Genomic DNA, 18,921 nt, shown 5'->3' with positions numbered 1-18,921 from the left:
CACATGATGCAGGGGCTCTGTCCCGCGTCCAGGTGGAGTGACCTTCCAGGTTGAGTGGATTTCATGCAACCCTGCGGGTCCATGGGTCCGGAAGTGGCACAAGTGTTCCCGGCGGCGCTCCAGCCCGGTGCGGTGGTGGGGTGTTGGCGCGTGGTGGGGACGTTGGGGGTGGGCGGGTATGGCGCCGTCTACCGGGTGGAGCCGCTGGACGCGCCGGGGCGGAGCTTCGCGCTCAAGCTGTCGCTGCATCCGGATCCAGCCCGGGCGCTGCGGGAGATGGCGCTGCTGCTGGACCGGGCGTGGCACCCGAACGTCGTCCGGGTGCATGCCACGGGGCGGTGGCCGGACCCGGTGGAGGGGCTGCCGTACTTCGTCATGGACTGCGTGGAGGGGATGGCGCTCCACGTCTGGGCGGAGACGGTCAACCCCACGTTCCGGCAGGTGGCCATGGTGGGGGGCTCGGTGGCGATGACGCTGGGCGTGTTGCATGCCCGGGGGGTGCTGCACCGGGACCTCAAGCCGGAGCACCTGTTGATCCGCACGCGCGGGCAGGTGCCGGTGTTGATCGACTTCGGCGCGGGGGACCAGGCGGGGGCCCTGACGCTCACGACCACCACCCTGCCCCCGGGCACGCTGCACCTGCGCAGTCCGGAGGCCATCCGCTTCCAGCAGCGCCACTGGAGGCAGCCGGAGCTGCGCTACCCGTACAGCGCGGCGGATGACCTGTATGCCCTGGGGGTGTGCCTGTACCGGGCGGTCACCGGGCACTACCCGTTCCCGCCAGGGCAGGAGCCGGAGCTGCTGGCGGTGGCCATCACGGAGCGGCTGCCGCCGTCTCCCCGGGACATCAACCCGCAGGTGCCGGAGCCCTTGTCGCGGGCCATCCTGGGGCTGCTGGAGAAGGAGCCGGAGCAGCGGCCCCGCACGGGAGAGGCGGCGCATTCGGAGCTGATGCGGGGCCTGCTCTCCGGTGGGGCGGCGGCGTTCGAGGCGCACCTCTTCGATGAGATTCCGGGCAAGCCGAATCAGATTCGCCGTCCGGCATGGCCCGCGCATCCGTACCTGACGCCCGTGGCCCGCCGGGTTGTCCCCGTGGCGGCCCCTCCGCGCCGGTTCCCGGCCTGGGGCTGGGTCGGGATGGTGATGTGCCTGGGGTTGCTGCTGGCGGGACCTGGGACCTGGGAGGTCCTGATCCGGGGCTGGACTCGCCATACAACCTCAGGGGTCCCAGAGAGTCTTTCCGCCCCAGTTGGTCATAAACTGGCCAGTGAGCCGGACCGCCCGCACAGTGTTCCTGTCGCCGCCCCGGCGACCGCTGCCTCCGTGGTGGCGCCCAAGGAGGAACCTGCTCCCGTGACAACCAAGCCCCCTGTTCCACCGTCTCCGAAGATTGGCCGCACCCTCAAGGCCGCGACGATTGCGTCCTGCGTGGCGGGCATGGCTTGCGCCAGCGCTCCCCTGGTAGACCGGCCCACACCTCCCGCCGAAGACTGTCCGGAGGAGGCGCGGGCAGCGATGCAAAAACTAAAGGTCTCCGAAAGACAGTGGGCCGCCAAATTCGACCCGATTGTGGACCCCGATTTCGTCACCGTCCGCGAGGGCCGTGCCGCTGTGTACACGCACGGCACCGAAGGGCGTGTGCAGTGGGGCTCCATGCTGACCGGTACGCTTTACGTCGGTTCCAAACGGGTATACGGCCGTTTCACCCAGCTACGTCAGAAGAAGACAGGTGAAACATTTCCCGTCTGTATCGAACTCTGGTTCCTCGATGACAGCACGCGGGGCGTTCCTCGTAGTGAAGGGGGAGACGAGACCACCGCGGTCGTTCCCAACATGATGTCCGTGCGGAGTGTGTGGCGATACGACGAATAGGAGGACACGTGCTCCTGTTCCTGCTTCCGTTTCTGGCAGCCGCGGATGGAGGGGTGGCCGATGCAGCCACTCCGCTTCCCGAGCAGGTCTGTCCCGATGTGGGGCTGGCTGCGATGCTCTCCAAGACGCTCCTGGATCAAAGGGGAGTCAAGACCTTGGAATTGAAGGGCCCCTCAGGCGCGGAGTTCCAGGTCAGGATCTTCCGCTCCGCGAGCCGCGTCGCGGTGCAGTTGGAGTTCTCCGGGCCGTTGCCACTGTCCGGCAAGGTTGCCAAGGCGAGCCTCAATGGTCCGAATCATCAAACCTTGAGGGTCGTGGAAGTGATGGAGGTGGCCCCCAATGCCGAAGACGGAACCGCCCGGATCATCGTGGAGGCCGAAGCAGAGCCACGGGAGGCTCGCGGTGTCTACACGCTGGAGCTCCAGGATGCGGAGGGCACGCGACTGCTCGTCCTGCCAGGAGTGCGATTTCCGTCCGTCTGATCAACCCAAGAAGTGGGCCAGGGCATGACAAGCCACATTGCGTAGATGCCGCTCCACTTCACGATCTTGACGCAGGGCGCATCCAGCCAGGTAGGCCACCAGAAGCGCGTCAGTCGATCCGGCGACCCAAAGTGCCCCGCTAGGACGCGCGCCTCGCGAAGCGCAGCGGTGGGCCGCGACGGGGTGCCTGAGCCGGACACCAAGGTGAGTGCCCACGGGCAGAGGCGCCCGCCGGGAGCGCTTTGCGCAAACCTGTCCGACTGTCGGACAGGTTTTTGCCGCAGGGGCCCCGGGGGCGCGCTGTCCCGGCAGGTGACGAGGACGGTGGGCCTTCGCGTCCATGTCAGACCCATCTGGTTGGATGGGCGTGGCTTGGGCGAGAAGGGTGGCGGCGATGGTGAGGAGAGGACTCGTGGCGTACGTGGAGGCGCAACTCGAGCGCGCGATTGCGCTGGGGATGCTGCCAAGGGGGCAGTTCGGCTCGGAAGAGAAGCTGGCGCGTGAGTTCGACTGCTGCCGGGGCACCGTGCGCGAGGCGCTGCGGCGGCTGGCGGCGCGGGGGCTGGTGGTGCAACGCTCCGGACGCAAGACGCGAGCCGTGGCGCTGGATGAGTCGCTGACGCTGGAGAATCTGGGCCTGGCGCTGCATCACCGGCACTCCGAGGAAGGCCGACGGCTGCTGGAGGGCTTCTTCAGCCTCAAGCGGCAGGTGCTGGTGGAACTGCTGGCGGACTGCTGCGCGAATGCCTCCGAGGCGCAGGTGAGCCAGTTGGAGGCCACCTGCTACGCCCTCTGGGACGCGGCGCACTGGCATCCTGGGGAGCGCTGCGCGCAGCTGGAGTTCGAGTTGCTGCGGCTGGCGGCCCATGCGGCGGCCCGTCCCGGGCACCTGCTCCTCATTCAGTCTCTGCAACGGGCCCTGAGGGGCAACGCGGCCCGGATGCTGTCCTTCATGGGCGGAGAGTCGCTGCGCGAATGGGCCATGTGCGCGATGCATGCCCTGAGCGAGCGTGACGCGCGGGCGCTGACGCACCAACTGCCGGCGCTGCTGAAGGCGTGCGATGAGGGTGTGCTGGACGCTTTCGCTCCTGTCCCTCGGGAGCATGCGTCCCCTGAGGCTTCTGGCGCGGAGGAGAGCCTCCCCGCAGCCCCCGCGTCAGCCACCTCTCAGGATGCGGCGTCGGAGGCACGCCCCTGTGTGGAGGAGCGTGGCCTCGACAGTCTCGCGCCCGCTGTCGAGGACACCACGGAGGTGGCGCCCCCCATGGAGCCTGACGGAGGGGAGTGCGCCAGGAGGGGTGACGGGCATGACCTTGGACCCCCTGGCCGACTGTTGGACAGGTGGAGGCGCTTCATCCACGGCGGGTGGCCTCCAGCCCGAGCCTCAGCCCATCGGCTCCCGCGAACCCGACCGCGTGGCGGTGCGCCCCGAGGGGTGGACTGCTCACGCAAACCGGGGCCCTCTCCTGATGGCTAGCGTGTGCATCGGTTGATCGTCGCTCGCGCGGGTCTAGAACCCCATCGCTAGCGCGACCTGCTCCGTGCGGTCCACGTCCGCGGCCACCTGCGCCAGCTTCTCACGGATGGAGCCAGGCGCGTCCGTTCCCAGGAAGAGCCGCAGCGTCGGGACTCCCGCCGCCACGGCGTCCACGATGGCCTTCGCGGCCTTCTCCGGGTCCCCGGGCTGCGTGCCCGCGGATTGTGCGACGTAGGCGCGCATCGGCGCCATCGTCTCCTCGTAGGGCGCCAGCGCAGGCATCTGCCGGTAGGAGGGGCCCAGCAGCTTCGTGCGGAACATGCCCGGCTCCACGATGAGCACCTTCACTCCAAACGGCGCGACCTCCTTCGCGAGCGACTCCGACAGGCCCTCCAGCGCGTGCTTGGCCGCGCTGTACGCCCCTACGCCAGGATACGTGACCAGCCCGGCCAGGCTCGACACCTGCACCACGGTGCCCGTCTTGCGCTCCCGCATGTGTGGCAGCACCGCCCGCGTCATCGCCACGGCGCCGAAGAACAGCGGCTCGAACGCCGCTCGCAGCTCCGCGTCGCTCGTCTCCTCCACCGCGCCCAACAGCGCGTAGCCCGCGTTGTTCACCAGCACGTCGATGGCGCCAAAGTGCTTCAGCGCCGCCGCGATGGACTCCTGGACCTGGTCCGCCTTCGTCACATCCAGCCGGACCGCGAGCACCCGGCCCGGGGCCCGGGCGACCAGGTCTTCCAACGTTCTTGGATCCCTCGCCGTCGCCACCACGCGTTCCCCCCTGGCGATGACCTCTTCCACGATGTTCCGGCCAAACCCCGACGACGACCCCGTGACGAACCAGACCTTGCCCTGTGCGCTCATGACTGCCTCCCTGGGCCCTTACCTACGGCCGTCCCCTCCGCTCCGAAACGCGTCGTCTCTGCATTCACTTTGTAGCTACGCTAAGGAATGCGCGACGACCTCTCCGGCCTCATGGCGTTCCTCGCGGTGGCTCGCAGACGGAGCTTCACCGCCGCCGCGGCGGAGCTCCGGGTCACTCCCTCCGCGGTGAGCCAGAGCCTCCGGGCCCTCGAGAAACGCGTCGGGGTGCGGCTCCTCCAGCGCACCACCCGCAGCGTGGGACTCACCGAAGCCGGCACGCGGTTCCTCTCCCGGCTCGAGCCCGCGATGAGTGGCGTGCAGGATGCTTTCGAGTCCCTGGGTGAGCTGCGCGACCGGCCCTCCGGACTCCTGCGCCTGACCCTGCCTCGCTATGGCTACCAGGAGGTGCTCGCCCCCCGCCTCGCGGAGTTCCTCACCACCCATCCCGACATCCGCGTGGACATCCACCTGGACGACGCGCTCGTCGACATCGTCCAGCAGGGGTTCGACGCGGGCTTCCGCATCGGCGAGCTCGTGGATCGCGAGATGATCGCCATCCCCGTCAGTAGCGGCATCGTCATGCACGTGGTGGGCTCGCCGTCGTACTTCGCGGCGCGCGGCAAGCCGAAGCACCCGCGCGAACTGCGCGACCACGACTGCATCAACTACCGCAGCCGGACCACCGGCGGCCTCCTCCGCTGGGGGCTGAGCGACGGCGGCAAACGCATCGAGGTCGCCGTCGAGGGCCGCGTCGTGTTCGATGACTCGGAGCTGGTGTTGGACGCCGCCGTCGCCGGCCTGGGGCTCGCCTATGTCCCGGAGAGCCGCGTCCGGAAGCTGCTCGCGGAGAAGCGGCTGGTGCGCGTGCTCGAACCGTACTCCCCCACCCTCCCCGGCTTCTTCCTCTACTACCCGAGCCGGTCCCACGTTCCGCCCAAGCTCAAGGCGCTCATCGACTTCTTCAAGCTGAAACGGCGGCGCTGAGCACTCCCCCCTCGGCCAACGCGGGCGGCGCCAGCCACGGGGCCGCCAGCGCTTCGGCCTCCGCCAGCAACCGCAGGCGCCGGGCCTCTTCGGGGAATGGCGCCACCGTGCTCCGGGGAAGCGCGTCGTACGTGCGTCCATCCAGCACCCGCCCCGCCGCCGCCTTGCGCTTGCCGCCCCACTGCTTGAAGAAGAAGGCCACGCCCGCCGCGTCGCACTGCTCGCGCAGGGAGCGCACCCACTCGGGGTCCAGCGGCCTGGCCTTCGCGCCGCTCTCGCCGCCGACAATCACTCCGTCCACGCCGGTGAAGTCCACCGTGCCCAGGTCCTCCAGCAGCGGTTCAATGGACAGGAACCGCACCCGCGCGGGCGCCGCCTGCAGGTGCTTCACGCGCGGCAGGCCGTACTTCCGGTCCTCCACGCTCACGCCCCACCACACGTTCGGCAGGCTCGCCGCGAACGCGAGCCGCGTGGACAACAGCCGCTGCATCCGCTCCGCGCGCTTGGTCAGCACCTGGAACGTGTGCCAGTCCGCCAGCGCCATCACCCGCGCCACCGCCTCGATGTACGCCTCCGGGACGTCATCCAGGAACAGGTCGCTCATCGAGTTCACGAACACGCGCTTGGCCACCTTCCAGCGCAGCGGCTCGGCGAGCTTCCCGGGGATCAGCTTCAGGTCGAAGCCCTGCTCATACGGGTGGCCGGGCACGCCCCGGAACCGCTCCGCGAACGTCTCCGCGTAGCAGTGCTTGCATCCGGGGCTCAGCTTCACGCAGCCGCGCACCGGGTTCCACGTCGCATCCGTCCACTCAATCCTGGAATTGTCAGCCATGGCGTCCGGCGGAAACACCTGGCCCGCCTGCCTCCATCCCCTACGCCTCCAACCTCTACTTCGTGGGAGGCGGCTCCACGGGCAGCGTCTTCGCCCGCTTCTCCACCGCGCGCAGCGTGTCCACCACCGCGTCCTTCTGCCCCATGCCGGCCAGGAACCCCGGGATGGAACCCGCGGGATCCACCGTGAACTTGTAGACGACCCAGGACGTGCTCTCGCCCTTCGGCTCCACCTTCCAGCTGCCCTCGTTCAGCCGCAGGCGCACCACGTCCCGCCGCGCGGGGAACGCGTCCGGCTCCGCCTTCCAGCGCTGCTGGTACACGCCCGTCCCATCCGGCGCGACCTTCGACTCCGTCACCACGTGCGAGATGTAGTCGCGCGAGGACACCACCGGCAGGTCCAGCCGCGTGTACGTGAGCCGCCCACCGTCGTCCGTGGGCCGCACCACTCGCGACTCCTTCACGTACGGCATGAAGAGCCGGTACGACTCCGCGTCCTCCAGCGCCGTCTGCACCTGCGCCGCGCTCGCCTTGAGCTCCCCTTCCGCCCAGATGTCCTTCGCCTTCGTCCCCGGGCGGGGCCGCACCTTTATCAGGTAGGGCGTCGTGGCCACCGTCTCCCAGTCCTCCGCCCCCGCCACGCCCGCCACCAGCACCACTCCCGCCGCCAGGGCCGCACCCCATCGCCGCGTCATTCCCAACATGTGTCCGCCCTTCGGTGCGCGCGCGCCCGGCCCGTGGCGTCGCCTGCGTCACCTGTATCCCATCTTTCCGACACCCGGATGACCCGGGCCTGCCCACGAACCGACGTGGGCACACGGGCCGCTCGACTTTGCGTGGAAGCCTTGGCAAGCCTTGCTCCCATGCGTCCTCACTTCTCCGGTCCCCCGCCCGAGCGCGGCCTGTTCTGCAACCGCACCCTCAACATGCGCGCCATCAAGGCCGTGGGCTACGACATGGACTACACGCTCATCCACTACCGCGTGGAAGCGTGGGAACGCCGCGCCTACGAATACATTCGCGACCGGCTGGTGGAGCAGGGCTGGCCCGTGGCCGACCTGACGTTCGATCCGATGCTCGCCATCCGCGGCCTCATCATCGACACCGCCAAGGGCAACCTCCTCAAGGCCAACCGCTTCGGCTTCGTGAAGAAGGCCCTCCACGGCAGCCGCGCCATGGACTTCGAGTCCCAGCGCGAGGCCTACAACCGCACCGTCATCGACCTGGCGGACCGGCGCTGGGTGTTCCTCAACACGCTGTTCTCCCTCTCCGAGGCCTGCATCTACGCGCAGCTCGTGGACCGCCTGGACGCCGGCCAGCTCCCCGGCCCCATGGGCTACGCGGACCTCTACGAGCACGTGCGCAAGAACCTGGACGCCACGCACATGCAGGGGCGCCTCAAGGCTGAAATCATCGCGGACCCCGAGCGCTACGTCATCGACGACCCGGAGACGCCGCTCGCGCTGCTGGACCAGAAGAACGCCGGCAAGAAGCTGCTGCTCATCACCAACAGCGAGTGGGCCTACACGGAGCCCATGATGCACTTCGCCTTCGACCGGCACCTGCCCGAGGGCATGACCTGGCGCCAGCTCTTCGACGTCGTCATCGTCAGCGCGCGCAAGCCCGAGTTCTTCACCACCCGCTCCACCCTCTTCGAGGTGGTGGAGGCCAACGGCGAGGCGCTCCTGCGTCCGCACTCCGGCCCCCTGGACAAGTACAAGCCCTACTTCGGCGGCAGCGCGCTGGAGCTGGAGCGGCACCTGGGCCTGTCCGGCGACGAAATCCTCTACGTGGGCGACCACATGTTCGGCGACGTGCACGTCACCAAGAACGTGCTGCGCTGGCGCACCGCGCTCATCCTGCGCGAGCTGGAGGACGAGGTGCGCGCCATCGCCGCCTTCCGCGCCACCGAGGTGCGCATTGGCGAGCGCATGCTCAAGAAGGAGCGCCTGGAGGCGGAGAGCTGCCAGGTGCGCCTGGAGCTGCAGCGCCGGCGCCTCCAGTACGGCCCGCGCACGGACGTCACGGAGGGCGAGCTGGTGACGCGCCTCTCCGAGCTGCGCTCGGAGCTGGAGGCGCTGGACGCGGAGCTGGGCCCCATGGCCCGCGCGGCCAGCGAGCTGTCCAACCCGCACTGGGGCCTGCTCACCCGCGCCGGCAATGACAAGAGCCACCTGGCGCGGCAGGTGGAGCGCTACGCGGACATCTACACGTCGCGCGTGAGCAACTTCCTCTTCGCCACGCCGTTCGTCTACCTGCGCAGCCCGCGCGGCAGCCTCCCGCACGACCCCAGCCTCCCCGGCGGCACCCCAGTGTTCACCACCGGGGATGGCGCGGGCAGCGGCCCCGCGGAGTAGCTCCGCGGCCGGCTGGCGCCTACTGCGTGAGGCGCCAGAGGGCCTGAAGGTCCGCGGGCAGGTTGCTCGCGACCTTGTCCGCCTCGCCTTCGGTGATTTGATCCTGGAAGGCGCGCAGCACCGCGCGGACCACCACCTCCGCCTGGTCCACCGGCATCTGGAGGTCCTCCGCCACGGTCGCGACCATCTCCTCGCGGCCGAAGCGGTGAGGGCGCGGGGGGCGCTCCTCCGGGGGCGGCAGGAACTCCACCAGCATCCGGGGCAGCTGGGCCTCCAGGTTGCGCGCCCCGTTGGGCATGAGCCGGCGCTCCAGCGCGCTCAGCACCGACACGGCGGCGCACTCCGCGAGCGCGGGGGGCAGGGCGCTCAGCTCGCACAGGTGTCGGATGAACGCCGCGTAGGTGGCGCGGACGTGGGCTTCGTGGCGCCGCGCGTGGCGCTCCTGCTTCTCGGTGTCGGTTTCGTGGGCCTGGGCCATGGGCACACCTCGGGCGATGGGGGGACGGGACCTCCCGGAAGGTGGGCACCGGGACCCCGGTCAGCGCCCGGCAGGCAGGCGGGCCCCGCCCCCAGACGCCCCACCCCCGCCCGGCCGCCGGGGGAATCTCCTGGAAATGCCAGGGGTTACTGAACGCGTGTCCAGACCTCCGAACGGAGGGGGACCTGGCGGACCGGGGCGTGAACCGGGCATGTCAGACCCCTCGCGTAGAAATGATCGCGTGAGCCACTCGACCCCGCCATCGTCTCCGTCGCGAGTCCTGGAGCAGCGCAACCTCCTGGGAGGCCTGGACCTCCTGCCCGTGATGAGCCGGGGCAAGCGCGCGCGTCAGTTCCACGTCCCGTCGGAGCGCAAGCTGGGGTTCGCCGCCGCGCTGGCGCTGGTGGTGGAGCACGGGCGGGAGAAGGCCAAGGAGACGGGCACCACGTCCATGACGCGCTGCCCGCGCTGTGGCCACGTGGGGCCCACGGAGCAGGACTTCGGCTTCCGCATCATGAGCCGGGGCCAGCGCCGTCCGCAGTCCTGGTGCCGCGGCTGCCGCGGCCAGCACATCGAGCCGGTGAACGCCTCCCAGCCCCGCCCCGAGGACGGCTGGCTGTTCCCGCCGGAGCCCGCGAGCAAGCAGAAGGCGAAGGCGAAGACGGCGGGCAAGTCCGGCAAGCCCAAGGCGAAGAAGCGCGCCCGCCGCGACAACGAAGACCTCACCTGAGTGCCGCGTGGTACCGGCCGTGCCCGGCGTGATTCCCGCCCTGGGACGCCGCCGCCCGCGTGCTCCCTGTCATCCCGCGCCACCGGGCGCCCGCGTTCCGCATGCTCCCGGAGCGGCCCCTGTCCCGCCCGTCGCCAGGGATGGCAACACCCCGCCGGGGTCCCTACCTCAGTCCAAAGGAGGACTTCATGTCCGTGCGGACCCGAGTGGCAGGTATCAAGAACAGACGACGCGTGGATCCTCATGCGGCCCAGGCCAGTGTGCAGGCCAGCAATGGGCGCAAGACGCTGCCTCGTGACGACGCGGCAGAGTTGATGATGCAGAAGGCCCTGAAGCGCGTGACGCTGGGCCCCGCCGCTGGCGACCACGGCCCCAAGCGCAACAACCGGGGCACCGGGCTCAAGGGGCGCAAGAAGGCGCCCAGCCAGATTCACATCAAGCGCGCGGGCGGCCCGCGCGACCGGTCCCGGCTGCACGGGGGCTGAGCGCGAAGGCCGCTGAAATGACGACGCCCCGCGTGGGAGACGGAAGTGCCCTCTTCGTGAGGGGACCGCCTTCCACCGCGGGGCGCGGTGCGTCTGGCCCTTGAGCGCCGGTCAGTAACCGACGTAGCCGCTGCCGCTGTTGAGGCCCTGGATGCCGGGGACGTTGGACACGGAGCCGTAGCGGGCAATGGAGTAGCGGACGCCGGCGATGATGTTGTCCACCGGGTTGCGGATGTTGTCGTGGCCCGGGAGCTTGTAGGAGTCGAACGTCGGCTGGATGGTCTGCATCAGGCCGATGGAGGGCGTGCCCTTCTTCGCGTTGGAGTCCCAGAGGTTGATGGCGTTCGGGTTCCCGCTGGACTCGTGCTGGATGATCTTCGCGATGTCCTGGGGGTTCATCTTGTCCGCCGGGACGCCGTTGGCCTTGAGGATGTCCATGGCCTGCTTGATCCAATCACCGACCTGGCCCGGGGGCACGTCACCCACGGCCTGCGAGCCCTGCGTCTGCTGCGTCCCGCCCGTCAGGTCCGGCCCCTTGGTGGCACCCTGCGCCTGGAACTCATCCTTGCCGCCCGGGATGTTGAGCGTCGCATCCGCGTAGATGAGGTCCTTGTTGGTGATGTTCGGGTTCGCCTTCACCAGCGAATCCACGTCCGTGTTGAAGCGCCTGGCCAGCGCGCTCAGCGTGTCGCCCGACTTGATCTTGTAGTCCATGGGGGGAAGGACCTTTGTGATTGCCGAAAACGTCGATGCCTGATTCTCGGAAGTGGGGTCGCGGAGTTTCGCCTACACTTGCGGTTTTGTAGGCGCTTTCACGCGCAGTCATGCCCGGAACCGACTTCGTGGAACCTTCCGGTGGGCCTGCCGCCAGAACAGCCCCAGCAGGACGGCGAGTGGAGCGCCCAGGCCTCCGGGGCCGCTGGCGCACCCGCTGTCGCTCCCGGGAGTTTCGTCCCCTGGTGTCTGGGGATCGACGGGGGCCTCGCAGGGGGTGAAGCAGCGGCAGGCGTCGTCGCCGTCCACCTCCAGCCGGGCGCACACGCCCCGGGCGCCGCAGGCGGCGTCCTCCGTGCAGGCCGCGCCATAGGTCCCGGCCTGGAGCGCGGGCAGGAGGCACCGGGCGGGGGCGTCCCCCGCGGCCACGCACAGCAGCCCGGAGGGACAGTCCGCGTCGCCGGCGCAGGCCTCCTGACACAGTGCGTCCAGGGGGAGCGGGGAGGATGGGGCCGGGGGTGGAGCCTCCTCCAGGAAGGGGCGGAGGAAGTCCCCCAGCGCGTCCACCCGCACCTGGACGGCCTCCGTCCGGCAGGCCACGTCGCCGCTGACGGTGAGCCCCAGGAGGACCTCGTTCCCGGGCGGGCCGCCCAGCACCGGGCCCCCGCTGTCCCCCACGCAGGTCATGGCTGGAGCGGGGCCGGCCTGGAAGGCGCTGGCGGTGACGCCCGTCACCTGGAGCCCTCCCTGGCGCCGCTGGCCCGAGGGCCGGGACGCGTCCTTCGTGTCCCCGTAGCCCACCGCCCGCACCGGGTCTCCCGGCGCCACCGGGACGTCGCTTCCCCCGGGGAGCCGGAAGGGCGGGACGTCCGTCACCGGCACCGCCAGCCGCAGGAGGGCGGCGTCCCAGGCGTGCGTGGCCGGGACGTAGCCCGGGTGGGCCACCGCCCGGGTGACCCGGACGAACCGCCCTCCGGGCCCCGGCTCCGGGAGCAAGGTGGGCCCCAGGAAGACCTCATAGGGGCCCGCCTCCCCGAAGACGGCCAGGCAGTGCGCCGCCGTCAGCACCACGTCCGGGGCGATGAGGGCTCCCGAGCACAGGAGCACCGGCGGCTCCCCTCCGCAGCGCGTGCGCCGGGCCACCAGCGCCACCGCCGCCCCGTCCCCGGGGGCGTCCGTGCCATGGACGAGGCCCGGACTCCGGGAGTGGAAGGCCTGCCCGGGGGGCTCGGGGGCGGCCGGGCCACAGGAGGGCAGGCAGCCGAGCACCAGGGAGGCGGCGAGCGCAACCACCCCCGGGGGTCGGCATCCTGTCGGTTGCCGAGCGGACGCGGTGGACCGTTTCGCCATGGGGCGCATCATAGGCAACAGGGGTCATGGGAATGGGGGGTGCCCCGCGTTACCTTGCCCCCGGGGGACGTGAACCGGATAGAGTCCGTTGCACGTCTCCCTGCCCCGAGGGGCGGAAGGCTTGTCTGCCTGCCTTCTCCGCCGGAGGGGACTGCCACATCGAGTGGCCCGCCACATCTTCACGGGTGGTGGGTCTGCAACCCTTTTTGGAGGATGTTCACATCATTCGCGAACAGAGAAACAGCAGCCGGGGTCCCAACCGGGACCAGAGAACCAACCGCCGCATCCGCGCGCGGGAAGTCCGTGTCGTGGGCTCCGACGGTTCGCAGCTCGGGGTCATGACCATCGAGGCGGCGCTGGAACGGGCCCGCTCCGAGTCGCTCGACCTGGTCGAAGTCAGCCCGATGGCCAAGCCGCCGGTCTGCAAGATCATGGACTACGGCAAGTTCAAGTACGAGGAGAAGAAGAAGGCCTCGGACGCGAAGCGCACCCAGGTGGTCATCCAGCTCAAGGAAGTGAAGCTCCGTCCCAAGACGGAGGAGCACGACTACGAGTTCAAGGTGCGCAACACCCGCCGGTTCATCGAAGAGGGCAACAAGGCCAAGGTCGTCATCCAGTTCCGCGGGCGTGAAATCACGCACAAGGAGCTGGGCAGCGCCATCCTCGATGACGTCATCAAGGACCTGAAGGACGTGGCGGTGGCGGAGCAGCTGCCGCGCATGGAAGGCCGGCAGATGTACATGATCCTGGCCCCCACGCCCAAGGTCGCGCAGAAGGCGCGCGAGCAGGCGCGGCAGGCCGCTGCGGCCGCCCGCAAGTCCCCGCCCCCTGGCGCGGGCAAGAAGCCCCAGGCGCCGGGTGCGCCGGGTGCGGACGCTGCCTCCACGGCGCCGGTGGACGCCGACGGCGGTGGCGACAGCGACGCCAGCGACACGGACGAAGCGCCGGACGCCGCGCCCGCGACGACGTAGCCGCACGCACGCTCGCGTCTCCCCTCGCCGGGAGACGCGCCCACGGGCGGTGCCCCTCGGGGTGTGTCCCGGGGAGACCGCCCGCGTTCGTTTCCGCGGACCGCGCCGTCCAGGGAAGGCCCTGGGGGAAGCCCTGCCCCGCTAGCCGGGCAGGACCCGGGTGCGCCGGCGGCGGCCCCACTCCATCAGGATGAACGTCACGCCCACCGCGAGCATCGCGCTGGCACCGCCACACCCGGCGGCCATCGCCTGCTGGGAGGGGCTCGCCGCGGCGCTCACCAGCGTGCCGGGGTCCTGCGGAGGCTCGAACCCGGAGCCGCCGGTGGCGGTGAAGCCGTGGACGTCCTGTCCGTCGTCCGCCGGGGCCTGCTTCGCCGCGACGGCCTGGGACTTGAGCGACGACGCGCTGGTGGAGAAGAAGGACAGCCGGTAGCTGGAGCCGGAGGACGGCTCGATGCCGAAGAAGCACACCAGCGGCACGCCCGAGGGCAGCACGTCCGGCGCCGCCGGGTAGCCCGCGAAGCCGGACACCGACGCGAGCTCCTTGCCCGCGCCCGGCTTGCCGCTGGAGGACAGCGCGCGGACCCACAGCCGGTAGCCGGAGCCGTCGCTGCGCGGCTGGTTGTAGAAGACGTACAGGCTGCTGCCCGAGCGCACGAGCGCGGGCTGCGTGGCCCAGTCCCCGTCCTCCAGCACCTTCACCGCGGAGCCGAAGCTGGAGCCGTTGAAGCGGCGGTACATCAGCCGCTCGGAGTTGTCCTTGTAGACCAGGTGCAGGCCGCCATTCCCGTCCGCCACCGCGCTCATCGCGGCGCCGTGGTAGATGCCGTCGGAGAAGGCGGTGCGCGTGGAGGACCAGCTGGACACGGACGCGCTGTCGTCGCGAATGCGGTAGTGCGTGGTGTCGCGGCCGTCGTGCGAGCTCCACAGCATCATCAGCCGGCTGCCCAGGCTGATGAGCCGCCCGCCGCCGCGCTTGGAGATGTCACGCGCCAGCGCGGACTGCGTGCGGAAGGTGGAGCCGCCATCGCTGCTGACGGAGATGACCAGCGTGTTGCTGGCGTCCTTCTCCCGGAAGAAGGCCTGCACCCAGAGCCGGCCCTTGGAGTCGCGCGCCAGCTCCGCGCGGTAGTACGCGGTGCTGGAGCTGGTGGAGTCGAAGACGCGCACGGGCGTGTCCGGCAGCCAGCGGTTCTTGGACGCGCTGTAGCGCCACCACTGGAAGTACACGTCGCGGGACGTGGAGCCGCCGATGCCCTGGCTGTCCGGCGTCTCCACCGCGTAGACGAGCGCCACGTCCTTGCCCACCACCACCAGGTCCGCGCGGTCGTAGGTGGAGCCGTCGCGGATGACGCCCTCCAGCTTCCAGCTGCCGCCGCCGTTGTCGCTGCGGAACAGGCGCAGGCCGTGCCCGTCCTGTCCGCCCTGCTGCACGGCCGTGAGCAGCACGGAGCCCTCACTGCGGGACACGCGCACGATGTGCCGGTGCGCGGGCAACGTCAGCGCATTGCCGCCTCGCACCGGGATGGCCGTGGGCGGTGTCGCCGCCGTCATGCCCGCCAGCAAGAGTCCTGTGAGTGCTGCCCAACCCATTCCCACCCCCTCTGTTGGATTCCTCGCCGGGAAACTGGTGGGCGGGGAGGGGCGAAAGAAGGTGGGAAAAAGAGGCGCCGCCTGCCCGCCTGCTCCTCGAAGAGGGCCCGCGCGGAAGCCTTGCAACGCGGGGAGCGTCGTTCGCTGAACGCTTCAGCCGCGCGCCGCGGCCCTGCCGCCGATGTGCTCGCCCGCGTCCGGACGCAGCCGGCGGAAGAGCGGCCCGGCCAGAGACGACACCATGCCAATGGCGAGGAACGGCAGGACGAAGCGGTCCGGCGTGAGGCGCACGTCACCGCCGCCGCGCGCCACGTGCAGCATCAGGCCGCCGAAGCTGATGCCCACGCTCAGCGCCATCTGCTGCGTCACCACCGCGAGGGTGGAGCCGTTGCTCACCGCCTCCTTGGGGAGGTCCGCGTAGGCCACCGTGTTGGTGGCGGTGAACTGCAGGGAGCGCATGAAGCCGCTGCACACGAGCGTGACGATGATGAACGGGATGGGCGTCCCCAGGCCGAAGAAGGCGGGCACGGCCGTCAGCGCGGCGGTGAGCAGGTTGGAGGCAATGAGCGTCTGGCGGAAGCCCACGCGGCGGATGAGCGCGGGCGCCACCGGCTTGCACATGAAGGCGCCCAGCCCCGTCCCGATGGTGACGAGCCCCGCCTCCAGCGGCCCCCAGCCCAGGGCCACCTGGAAGAGCAGCGGCAGGAGGAAGGGCGTCGCCCCCAGGCCGATGCGCACCAGCGCGCCGCCCACCATGCTGGCGCGGAAGGTGTCCACCTGGAACAGGCGCAGGTTGAGCACCGGGCGCGGCGTGCGCAGCGCGTGCCGCACGTAGGCGGCGAGCGCCCCCACCGCCACCAGCGTGATGCCCACCTGCACGGGCCACGGCACCAGGCCGATGCCCACCGTCTCCGCCGCGCCCATCAGCGCGGTGATGGCGACCACGGCGATGGCGAAGCCCTTCATGTCGAAGGGGCCGGGGTCCGGCTGCTTCAGCGGGGGCACGAAGCGCGCCACGGCCCACATGCCCAAGAGGCCCACCGGCACGTTGATGAAGAAGATCCACGGCCAGTCCGCCACGCCCAGGATGAGGCCCGCGAGCGGCGGACCCAACAGCGGCCCCACCAGCGCGGGCATGGTGAACCAGCTCATCGCGGACACCAGCTTCTCGCGCGGCGCCGAGTTGACGACGATGAGCCGGCCCACGGGCGTCATCAACGCGCCCCCCAGTCCCTGCACGGTGCGGGCGAGGACCAGCTGCGCGAGCGTCTGGGAGAAGCCACACAGCACGGAGCCCGCGAGGAACACGACCATGGCGGTCATGAAGACGCGGCGCGGACCGAAGCGGTCGGCGATCCACCCGCTCGCGGGCGCGAGCACGGCCAGGGCCAGGATGTACGACGTCAGCGCGAGCTTGAGGTGGACGGGGTCGGTGCCGAACGCCACGGACAGCGTGGGCAGCGCGGTGGACAGTGCCGTGGAGTCCAGGAACTCCATGAACAGCGCGCTGGCGACCGCGATGGAGGCCAGCCGGGTGCCTCGGGAGGAGGACGTGTTGGAGGGCCCGGTGGAAGCAGTCGCGGTGGAAACGGACACGTCCTTTTCTATGCGCATGCCGCACCACGCCTGTCACGCCCCTGTGAAGGCGCGGAGGCGCACGGCAGAAGCGCTCGTACTCCCAGCGCGAAGCGGTGAGGGCTCACCGGTGAAGAGGGCACGGCGAGCCGTCCGGAGGGCAGGCGGGCGGGCACCGTCCATACCTGTCCGACTGTCGGACAGGTTCGTGGCCTCAGGGCGCCGGGGGCTCGTTCCGGGCGGCCTCGGCCAGGGTGCGGGCCTCTTCACGCAGCTCGTCCAGCCGGACCCGGTGGCGCTGGAGCAGCGCGTCCACCTGTTCGACGCGGACCCTGTCCCCGCGCGCCTTCGCCTCCTGCCGCTCGCCTTCCAGCCGCGACACGTCCCGCCCCAGCAGCGTGGCGATGTGCTCCGTCTTCTCCAGCTTCCAGCGCGCCGTCTGGGGCTGCTCCTCCACGATGGGGTCGTTGGCTTGCGGCGGCGCGTTGGCCACCTCCGGCTCCGGCGGCACGTCCCCGGGGGCGGGCGGCACCACCGTGGCGTGGGGCGGCGCGGGGTCCGGCGTCCGCACCGGCACGGCGCGCTTCGGCGCGACCTGGGCCGCCGTCACCGGGCCGGGGCCCGCGTTCGGCACCGGGGACGCGGCGGAGGGGGACGGCGCCTCCCGGGCCGGCCACAGCAGAAGCACGGCAACGAGCGCGGCCACCAGCACGCCCGCGCTCCCCAGCATCACCCGTTCCCGGTTCCGCATCGTCCACCCCCCCTACAACCGAAGGCGCCAGCCGTCACCCTGGCGCTCCACCCGGAAGAGGAACGGCTCCGAGCGCTCCGTTCCTCCCTGCGACACGCGCGCCCGCACGAGCACCGCGTCCGGGTTGCGCCCATCCACCTTCGCGTCGAGCACGTCCACCAGGCCCATGCCGTGCTCGCGCAGGTCCTCCACCGTCTCCTCGCACGGAGGCACGCCCTGCCCGGTCACCAGCATGGGGCCCAGCACCGCGCAGTCCCCCGACGGCAGGGCCTGGAAGAAGCGGCGCACCACCGCCTCCCCGGCCTCCGCCTTGGAGGACGTCGTGGACGGACAACCGAGCACGGCGAGCGCGGCGAGCCACAGCCCCGCCGCCCCCGCCGCGTGTCTCACCGCGCGTCCCATCCAGCCTCAGTAGCAGTTGGGCGCGAACAGCTCATCGTCCGACGCGGACATGAACTGGTCATCGCAGTAGCCCGACGCCAGCATGTGGCCGTTGCGCACGCAGCCGTCGTGGTTGGTGGCGTCCAGCGTGTACTGGGTGTCGCCGCCGCAGCCGCCGCCGCAGCGGCCGAAGCAGTTGCCCATCACCTTGGGGCGCGACCAGTGGTCCGGCTCGCCGCACACCCAGCTGCCGCCGTTCAGGTAGTACTCGTCGCCGCTGCACGTCGTGTGGTCACCCAGCTGGGCGATCTGCTGGTTGCGCGCGTTGTCGAAGCCACCCTGGTTGCAGTCGTGCTTCGCGTACGAGTACCAGTTGTACGTGCCGCCACAGCTGCCCGTGTTCCTGCCGCCGCACTTCGCGTAGCTGCACAGCATCGTGTAGCCGCGGCCCTGCTCGCCCATCACGGTGCGCTTGAGCGTGACGCTCGTGGGCTGCTGCGCCCACAGGCCCACCGCGCGGCGCAGGTACATGGCCTCCGGCGCCGCCGCGTCACCCTGCGGCAGCCCCTGGTTGAGCGCCCCGTAGAACGCGCTCAGCACCTGGCGGTCCTGGTCCACCACCTGCGTGTCCTGCGTGTTCGCGTCCGCGAAGCCGTCCAGCGTGGACACGCCCGACGCCGGGTCCATCAGGCCCGTCAGCGTCATGCCGTGCATGCGCACCTCCAGGCGGTACACCCCGGGCTCCACCTCACGCGAGGCGAAGGACACCGTCTGCCCGTCGTGCGCCCAGGTGCCCTCGGTCAGCCCCGTCCCGGAGGTGAGTGACAGCCCCTCGGGAGACGCCGGCGGCGCCTCCGTGCCCGCGCCCCCACAGCCCCACAGCAGCAACGCCGCGACCGCACCACCCAGTGCCTTGCGCATCCGTTTCACCCTCCGGCCAGGACAACTTCCAAGAATTCGAGGCGAGCGCGGAATTACCGGCCGGCTGGACGGGACACAAGGCGGGGTGCGTCAGGGGGGCAC

Annotated in this window: 19 protein-coding genes; 8 read left to right on the top strand and 11 right to left on the bottom strand. The window is 70.7% G+C overall.

Annotated elements, in window-relative coordinates:
• Positions 1-93 precede the first annotated feature (93 nt).
• The 3 genes from NR792_RS28905 to NR792_RS28895 all read left to right on the top strand — a co-directional run bounded on the left by NR792_RS28905 (position 94) and on the right by NR792_RS28895 (position 3,831).
• Positions 94-1,872, top strand: coding sequence for a serine/threonine-protein kinase (locus tag NR792_RS28905; protein WP_375755924.1), 1,779 nt, complete (start codon positions 94-96; stop codon positions 1,870-1,872).
• Between the two features lie 8 nt (positions 1,873-1,880).
• Positions 1,881-2,354: a hypothetical protein gene (locus NR792_RS28900; protein WP_375755923.1), complete on the top strand. Its 474-nt coding sequence runs from the start codon at positions 1,881-1,883 to the stop codon at positions 2,352-2,354.
• Between the two features lie 412 nt (positions 2,355-2,766).
• Positions 2,767-3,831 (top strand): FadR/GntR family transcriptional regulator, encoded by a 1,065-nt coding sequence (locus tag NR792_RS28895; protein WP_375755922.1) that lies wholly within the window; start codon positions 2,767-2,769, stop codon positions 3,829-3,831.
• A 33-nt stretch (positions 3,832-3,864) separates the two neighbouring features.
• On the opposite strand, the gene NR792_RS28890 is transcribed toward NR792_RS28895, so the two are convergent.
• A complete protein-coding gene (locus NR792_RS28890) occupies positions 3,865-4,698 on the bottom strand; it encodes an oxidoreductase (RefSeq protein WP_375755921.1) in 834 nt (277 codons plus the stop codon).
• Positions 4,699-4,785: 87 nt separating this feature from the next.
• On the opposite strand from NR792_RS28890, the gene NR792_RS28885 reads away from it, so the two are divergent.
• Positions 4,786-5,682: a LysR family transcriptional regulator gene (locus NR792_RS28885; RefSeq protein WP_375755920.1), complete on the top strand. Its 897-nt coding sequence runs from the start codon at positions 4,786-4,788 to the stop codon at positions 5,680-5,682.
• Here the strand turns inward: NR792_RS28885 and NR792_RS28880 are convergent.
• Both NR792_RS28880 and NR792_RS28875 read right to left on the bottom strand, forming a co-directional pair.
• Positions 5,660-6,514 (bottom strand): DUF5131 family protein, encoded by an 855-nt coding sequence (locus NR792_RS28880; protein ID WP_375755919.1) that lies wholly within the window; start codon positions 6,512-6,514, stop codon positions 5,660-5,662. The two genes, NR792_RS28885 and NR792_RS28880, sit on opposite strands and share 23 nt — an antisense overlap.
• Before the next feature lie 55 nt (positions 6,515-6,569).
• Positions 6,570-7,208 carry an SRPBCC family protein gene (locus NR792_RS28875; RefSeq protein WP_375755918.1) on the bottom strand — a complete coding sequence of 213 codons (639 nt, stop codon included), beginning with the start codon at positions 7,206-7,208 and terminating at the stop codon, positions 6,570-6,572.
• A 168-nt stretch (positions 7,209-7,376) separates the two neighbouring features.
• On the opposite strand from NR792_RS28875, the gene NR792_RS28870 reads away from it, so the two are divergent.
• On the top strand, positions 7,377-8,870 hold the full coding sequence (locus tag NR792_RS28870) for an HAD-IG family 5'-nucleotidase (RefSeq protein WP_375755917.1): 1,494 nt from the start codon (positions 7,377-7,379) through the stop codon (positions 8,868-8,870).
• A gap of 19 nt (positions 8,871-8,889) precedes the next feature.
• Here NR792_RS28870 and NR792_RS28865 read toward each other — a convergent pair whose 3' ends face one another.
• Positions 8,890-9,348 carry a DUF2267 domain-containing protein gene (locus tag NR792_RS28865; protein WP_375755916.1) on the bottom strand — a complete coding sequence of 153 codons (459 nt, stop codon included), beginning with the start codon at positions 9,346-9,348 and terminating at the stop codon, positions 8,890-8,892.
• Between the two features lie 241 nt (positions 9,349-9,589).
• On the opposite strand from NR792_RS28865, the gene NR792_RS28860 reads away from it, so the two are divergent.
• Together NR792_RS28860 and NR792_RS28855 are read left to right on the top strand one after the other, a co-directional pair.
• A complete protein-coding gene (locus NR792_RS28860) occupies positions 9,590-10,078 on the top strand; it encodes a hypothetical protein (RefSeq protein WP_375755915.1) in 489 nt (162 codons plus the stop codon).
• A 233-nt stretch (positions 10,079-10,311) separates the two neighbouring features.
• On the top strand, positions 10,312-10,563 hold the full coding sequence (locus NR792_RS28855; RefSeq protein ID WP_375755914.1) for a hypothetical protein: 252 nt from the start codon (positions 10,312-10,314) through the stop codon (positions 10,561-10,563).
• A gap of 111 nt (positions 10,564-10,674) precedes the next feature.
• Here NR792_RS28855 and NR792_RS28850 read toward each other — a convergent pair whose 3' ends face one another.
• Together NR792_RS28850 and NR792_RS28845 are read right to left on the bottom strand one after the other, a co-directional pair.
• On the bottom strand, positions 10,675-11,277 hold the full coding sequence (locus NR792_RS28850) for a transglycosylase SLT domain-containing protein (RefSeq protein ID WP_375755913.1): 603 nt from the start codon (positions 11,275-11,277) through the stop codon (positions 10,675-10,677).
• Between the two features lie 108 nt (positions 11,278-11,385).
• Positions 11,386-12,570, bottom strand: coding sequence for a trypsin-like serine protease (locus NR792_RS28845; protein ID WP_375755912.1), 1,185 nt, complete (start codon positions 12,568-12,570; stop codon positions 11,386-11,388).
• 278 nt (positions 12,571-12,848) lie between these two features.
• Between NR792_RS28845 and infC the strand changes: the two genes are divergently transcribed.
• On the top strand, positions 12,849-13,598 hold the full coding sequence (infC, locus tag NR792_RS28840) for a translation initiation factor IF-3 (RefSeq protein ID WP_375761710.1): 750 nt from the start codon (positions 12,849-12,851) through the stop codon (positions 13,596-13,598).
• A gap of 141 nt (positions 13,599-13,739) precedes the next feature.
• Here the strand turns inward: infC and NR792_RS28835 are convergent, their stop codons facing one another.
• From NR792_RS28835 to NR792_RS28815, 5 genes are all read right to left on the bottom strand, one after another.
• On the bottom strand, positions 13,740-15,191 hold the full coding sequence (locus tag NR792_RS28835; RefSeq protein WP_375755911.1) for a sialidase family protein: 1,452 nt from the start codon (positions 15,189-15,191) through the stop codon (positions 13,740-13,742).
• A 153-nt stretch (positions 15,192-15,344) separates the two neighbouring features.
• Positions 15,345-16,805 carry a DHA2 family efflux MFS transporter permease subunit gene (locus NR792_RS28830; protein WP_375755910.1) on the bottom strand — a complete coding sequence of 487 codons (1,461 nt, stop codon included), beginning with the start codon at positions 16,803-16,805 and terminating at the stop codon, positions 15,345-15,347.
• A gap of 175 nt (positions 16,806-16,980) precedes the next feature.
• The gene (locus NR792_RS28825) at positions 16,981-17,517 is read right to left on the bottom strand and encodes a hypothetical protein (RefSeq protein ID WP_375755909.1); all 537 of its coding nucleotides are present in this window, start codon (positions 17,515-17,517) and stop codon (positions 16,981-16,983) included.
• A 12-nt stretch (positions 17,518-17,529) separates the two neighbouring features.
• Positions 17,530-17,907, bottom strand: coding sequence for a hypothetical protein (locus NR792_RS28820; protein WP_375755908.1), 378 nt, complete (start codon positions 17,905-17,907; stop codon positions 17,530-17,532).
• Between the two features lie 18 nt (positions 17,908-17,925).
• Positions 17,926-18,819, bottom strand: a complete 894-nt coding sequence (locus NR792_RS28815) for a hypothetical protein (RefSeq protein WP_375755907.1) — start codon at positions 18,817-18,819, stop codon at positions 17,926-17,928.
• Positions 18,820-18,921 lie beyond the last annotated feature (102 nt).

The organism is Corallococcus exercitus, assembly GCF_042231735.1.
In the GTDB taxonomy this organism is placed as follows: Bacteria; Myxococcota; Myxococcia; order Myxococcales; family Myxococcaceae; genus Corallococcus; species Corallococcus exercitus_B.
The sequence above is the reverse complement of the archived record's forward strand: the minus strand, read 5'-3'. Positions and strand labels throughout refer to the sequence as shown.

Excerpts from the sequence above, each read along its gene's own strand:
- NR792_RS28890 (WP_375755921.1), bottom strand. The coding sequence starts at position 4,698 with ATGAGCGCACAGGGCAAGGTCTGGTTCGTCACGGGGTCGTCGTCGGGG.
- NR792_RS28885 (WP_375755920.1), top strand. The coding sequence starts at position 4,786 with ATGCGCGACGACCTCTCCGGCCTCATGGCGTTCCTCGCGGTGGCTCGC.
- NR792_RS28880 (WP_375755919.1), bottom strand. The coding sequence starts at position 6,514 with ATGGCTGACAATTCCAGGATTGAGTGGACGGATGCGACGTGGAACCCG.
- NR792_RS28875 (WP_375755918.1), bottom strand. The coding sequence starts at position 7,208 with ATGACGCGGCGATGGGGTGCGGCCCTGGCGGCGGGAGTGGTGCTGGTG.
- NR792_RS28870 (WP_375755917.1), top strand. The coding sequence starts at position 7,377 with ATGCGTCCTCACTTCTCCGGTCCCCCGCCCGAGCGCGGCCTGTTCTGC.
- NR792_RS28865 (WP_375755916.1), bottom strand. The coding sequence starts at position 9,348 with ATGGCCCAGGCCCACGAAACCGACACCGAGAAGCAGGAGCGCCACGCG.
- NR792_RS28850 (WP_375755913.1), bottom strand. The coding sequence starts at position 11,277 with ATGGACTACAAGATCAAGTCGGGCGACACGCTGAGCGCGCTGGCCAGG.
- NR792_RS28835 (WP_375755911.1), bottom strand. The coding sequence starts at position 15,191 with ATGGGTTGGGCAGCACTCACAGGACTCTTGCTGGCGGGCATGACGGCG.
- NR792_RS28830 (WP_375755910.1), bottom strand. The coding sequence starts at position 16,805 with ATGCGCATAGAAAAGGACGTGTCCGTTTCCACCGCGACTGCTTCCACC.
- NR792_RS28825 (WP_375755909.1), bottom strand. The coding sequence starts at position 17,517 with ATGCGGAACCGGGAACGGGTGATGCTGGGGAGCGCGGGCGTGCTGGTG.
- NR792_RS28815 (WP_375755907.1), bottom strand. The coding sequence starts at position 18,819 with ATGCGCAAGGCACTGGGTGGTGCGGTCGCGGCGTTGCTGCTGTGGGGC.